The sequence below is a fragment of the Streptacidiphilus anmyonensis genome, from assembly GCF_000787855.1.
GTDB classification, from domain to species: Bacteria; Actinomycetota; Actinomycetes; order Streptomycetales; family Streptomycetaceae; genus Streptacidiphilus; species Streptacidiphilus anmyonensis.
The window spans coordinates 1-4,205 of record NZ_BBPQ01000142.1 but is presented as its reverse complement, the minus strand read 5'-3'; the positions used below and the strand labels follow the sequence as shown (position 1 = coordinate 4,205).

At 71.0% G+C, this 4,205-nt stretch carries 5 protein-coding genes; 2 read left to right on the top strand and 3 right to left on the bottom strand.

All coding sequences use genetic code 11. The features are described from left to right. The 3 genes from TR50_RS41995 to TR50_RS41985 form a co-directional block, all read right to left on the bottom strand. A partial coding sequence (locus TR50_RS41995) for an IS110 family transposase (RefSeq protein ID WP_439654290.1) occupies positions 1-307 on the bottom strand: 307 nt, incomplete at its 3' end. A gap of 623 nt (positions 308-930) precedes the next feature. Beyond that, the gene (locus tag TR50_RS41990; RefSeq protein ID WP_042435949.1) at positions 931-1,530 is read right to left on the bottom strand and encodes a hypothetical protein; all 600 of its coding nucleotides are present in this window, start codon (positions 1,528-1,530) and stop codon (positions 931-933) included. Between the two features lie 44 nt (positions 1,531-1,574). Further along, positions 1,575-1,997, bottom strand: coding sequence for a DUF1398 family protein (locus tag TR50_RS41985; protein WP_042435943.1), 423 nt, complete (start codon positions 1,995-1,997; stop codon positions 1,575-1,577). A 114-nt stretch (positions 1,998-2,111) separates the two neighbouring features. Between TR50_RS41985 and TR50_RS41980 the strand changes: the two genes are divergently transcribed. Together TR50_RS41980 and phoU are read left to right on the top strand one after the other, a co-directional pair. Then, the gene (locus tag TR50_RS41980; protein WP_042435940.1) at positions 2,112-2,576 is read left to right on the top strand and encodes a MarR family winged helix-turn-helix transcriptional regulator; all 465 of its coding nucleotides are present in this window, start codon (positions 2,112-2,114) and stop codon (positions 2,574-2,576) included. 610 nt (positions 2,577-3,186) lie between these two features. After that, positions 3,187-3,858, top strand: coding sequence for a phosphate signaling complex protein PhoU (phoU, locus tag TR50_RS41975; protein WP_042435937.1), 672 nt, complete (start codon positions 3,187-3,189; stop codon positions 3,856-3,858). Positions 3,859-4,205: the final 347 nt, after the last annotated feature.

Below are 4,205 nucleotides of genomic sequence, written 5' to 3'. Positions count from 1 at the left end.
TCTTGGCCTCGCCCGGGTAGAGGTCGGCGATCCGGCGCATCGTCAGGCCGGGCAGATAGGCGACCGGGCAGCCCATGTCCCGTGCCACCGCGAGCGGCAGGGCGCCGATGGAGGCGGGCTGGTCGACCACGACCAGCACCGTCCCGTGCTTGGCCTGCAACTTGCCGAAGACCTCGCGCAGCCTGGGCTCGCTGTTGGGCAGCCGCTTGTCGAACGCCTTCTTCCCGGCCGGGGTGACGGCGGTGGCGTGGTGTTCGCCCTTGCCGACGTCCAGGCCGAGGAAGACTCCGATGTCACTGGTGTCGATCACGCGCGTCCTTCGGTCGTCCCCGCCCGGCCGTCCCGCGGCACCGATCGCCACATCCACATTACAAAGAGCCTCCCGACCTGCGGACAAGCCGGTGGTCATGCCCCTCATCAGCGGTCTGTCGATGCCTCCGGGCCGGTGACACCACCCCCCCAGGCCATGCGTTCGACAGGGGGAGACAGTCATGCCGGACCCGGAGGCCGGGCGCCCCGTTGCGGGGCCACCCAAGAAGGTAATGGGGGGGACGCTCTGTCGCGGGTTCCTCACGTGAACAAGAAGCGGCGACGGTTCCCCGACGAACTGGTGGGGTTGATCGAGGAGCTGGCGTTACGGACACCGGCGTCGGTGGCGGCGATCCACCGTCAGGTTATGTGAGGAAGGTGCAGTGCAAACTTCCGTGCGGTGCGGAAGATTCGGACCGGACCCGCGCAGCCCGACAGGGGCTGCGCGGGTCTCCTGTTCGGGCAGCTCAACCACGTGGAGGGGCATTGCTCTCTTGCCGCCCGGGGCGTCAGAAATCACCACAGGGCCGAGGGTGGCCCCGACGGTCATCGGCTGAGACAGGAAGCCTTCGGGGTGCTGCCCGTGCCACGCGGTCCTGCTGTGCAGGGCCTTCGGCGCGGTCATTCGGTGCGGGGTGCCGAAGAGGCCGTGGGGGCGTGGTTCGCGGTGTGGTTGGTGTAGGCGATCGCAGTGAGGGAGAGGCCGATGGGGGCCGCCCAGTTGAGCAGGAGGTTGGTCGTCTGGGTGCCGGTCCCGGCCGCGGTGAGGTGTCCGGCGAGCAGGTGGAGGCCGGCGATGGCGAGGACGGCCAGGCCCCAGGCGGCGCTGATGCGCCGGTTTACGGCTCGGAAGATCGGCGATGTCCGGTGCTGAAGGGGGACGGTCTCCCGTGCGTACTGTTCGGTGAACGGCCGCACGGGTACGGAGGCCAGCATGACCACCGCCAGTGCCAGTGTGGAGGCGCCGCGGCCGTAGTCGGTGATGTGCACCCGCAGGTCGTGGCCGCCGGCGAATGCGGCGAGGGCCAGGAGCAGGAAGGTGGCCACGCCGGTCGCGTCGATGATCCTGATGCCGGCGGCCTTGTCCTTGATGATCAGCCAGGTGGCCGCGGCCGCGGCCACGAGTGCCGCGTACCCGGCCGCGTCGGCTCCTCGGCGCTGCACGATCACGCTGAACAGCGCCCAGGGGATGAGGCTGATCAGCATCTTCTTGGCGTTCATGGTGGCTGTTCCTTCGCTGCTGCCTGTCGTGCCTGGTGCCGGTGTCAGGGGAGGGTGACGGGCGGGTAGTCCTCGGTGTAGGAGTCGCCGTCGGCGCCGTGGTAGGTGCAGGTGCGGGCGGTGGTGTCGACCTCGTACCAGACGATCCCGGCGTCCCAGCAGCCGCGGACGAACTCGGGGAACGTCGACTCGCCGGCCTGGTCGGTGCGCAGGGCCGCGACCAGGGCGGCCTCGTCGAACCGCGGTGCGGCCGCGAAGCCGGTGACCAGGGGCTCGCCCTGGACCACGACGTTGCCGTGGCGGGTCAGGTACAGGAAGGCGCCCGCGGGGACGGCCATGCGGCAGTGGGTGACGCCGGCCTGGCGCAGGCTCTCGGCGAGGTAGGGGAAGCCGCCGACCTTCGGCCGGACGGCCGCGCCGCGCTCCAGCGCGGCCTGCAGGCGGCTGACAGTGTCGGTGGTCGTCATGGGGGACTCCGTTGCGCTCGGGACTGGTGTGTCAGTGGCTCCGGCACACCTCGGCATGACACCATGATGCCTGAATGACAACATGTTGTCTAGATGAAAGGGATGATTTCGGGCATGCCGGATGAACTGCCACTTCTTGTGGCCGACATCTTCGAGGCCGCGGGGGCGCTGCGCCGCTCGGGCGAGCTCCTGGCCGGAGCGGAGGGGCAGACGCAGGCCCGCTGGCAGCTGATGAGCGTCGTCAGCGAGCCTCCTCAGTCCGTGGCCCGGGCCGCACGCCGCCTCGGCGTCGCCCGCCAGGGCGTGCAGCGCATCGCCGGCAACCTCGTCGCCGACGGCCTCGCGGAGTTCCGGGACAACCCCGACCACCGCACCTCACCCCTGCTCGCCCTCACCGACGCCGGACAGCGGGCCCTGGGCGCTATCACCGCCCGGGCGGACGTCGCGCACCAGGTCATCGGCGCGGGCATCTCGGAGGAGGACCTGGCCCTCGCCCGCTCCGTCCTGCAGCGGCTGACCCGGCAGACCGAAGACTGGGTCCGCGCTGCGAAGCCGTCCACCGAGACCGCGAGCCAATAACCGATCTCGTCACCACTGGCACCGCGGCGTGGCGATACTCGTCCTGTCCTTGAACCGCTTGGGGACCAGCGGGGAGCTGTTCGAGGACCGAGGCTTCACCTCCGGCGCAGCCTCGACGAACCCCACACCTGCCACATGACCGAATGCCGCGAGGCGGAGGAGGCGCTGTGACCAGGAACGAACTCGACGCGTTGGCCGCGCTGCCGCGTGGACACGGGACCGCGCCCTGCTCCGTCGACCAGGCCCTGAAAGCCGTCGACGGCTGCCTGGCTGTGGCCGAGGCCCGGCGCGGCGGCTCCGGCCTGCGGCCGGGCACACACCCCGACCACAGGCTGCGTGATGGACGGCCGGCCGGAGCGGTTCGTACTCCGCTGCACCATCGAGGAAAGCGGCGGCGTGCACGTTGCCCGGCAGCGGGCGCACCCGGCGGGCCGGGCCCCGCCTCCGGGCCAAAGGCCGGCTTCCTTCCCGGTGCGGTGTATGAGGGCTGACTCGGCGGGGACAGTTCTGGGATGGTGTCCAGGCGTGCGATGTCACCAATCGTGGGGGCTGTGCCCTTCACCCCGGCTGGAGCAGTCCGGGCACTTGCAACGGCAGGGACAGGAGCGGGATGCGCGACACGTACCACGCCGAGCTCGCGGCGATCACGGACAGCCTGGAGGAGATGGCCCGGCTCGCCGCGTCCGCGATCGGCCGCGCCACAGCTGCGCTGCTGGATGCCGACCTCCAGCTCGCGGAGAGCGTGATCGCCGCCGACGACCGCCTCGACCGGATGCAGCGTGACCTGGAGGAACGGGCTGTCACGGTCCTGGCACGCCAGCAGCCGGTCGCCACCGACCTGCGTGCCGTGGTGACCGCGCTGCGCATCAGCGCCGAACTGGAGCGTTCCGGAGACCTGGCCTTGAACGTGGCGAAGCTGGCCCGGCGCCGCTTCCCCGAGCACGCCGTCCCGGGCGAGCTGCACGCCACCGTGCTGGAGATGGGGCACATCGCCCAGCGGCTGATGGCCAAGGCCGCCGACGTCATCGCCACCCGCGAGCTCGAGACCGCGCTCGAGCTGGAGGGCGACGACGACGTGATGGACGATCTGCACCGCGCTTTGTTCCGGCGGCTGCTGGACGACCGCTGGCGGCACAGCGTCGAGGACGCCGTCGACGTCACCTTGGCCGGCCGCTTCTACGAACGGTTCGCCGACCATGCCGTCGCCGTCGCCGAGCGTGTCGTCTACCTGGTCACCGGCACCCACACCGGCGACCTAACCGAAGAGCGCGGCCGGAGGTAGGCGGCCGCTCCGCGGTCCATCCAGTCTGTGTCCGGGCTCGGCATGGGTTGTCCGTTGCCCACACCCATGGCGGCGCGGTCCTACGTCGGGTTCCGCTGAGGCAGCAGCCGGGCCCGATCCGGGCGGATGCCATCAGCGCCGGACGGCTGCGCCAGGTCGAGCCCCCAGCCTGCGGGAACGCTGAACAGCCAGGATCAGGACGCGGTCTCGGCCACCTCTAGGCCGCGGGCGGTGACCGGGCGGGCGATGCCGTCGACCAGGCGGCACGACAGGCCCACCACAGCGGTGCGGCCGGAGGCAACTGCCTGGGCGAGCTGGCAGCGGCCCGTCGTTCTTCGTGCGCGAGC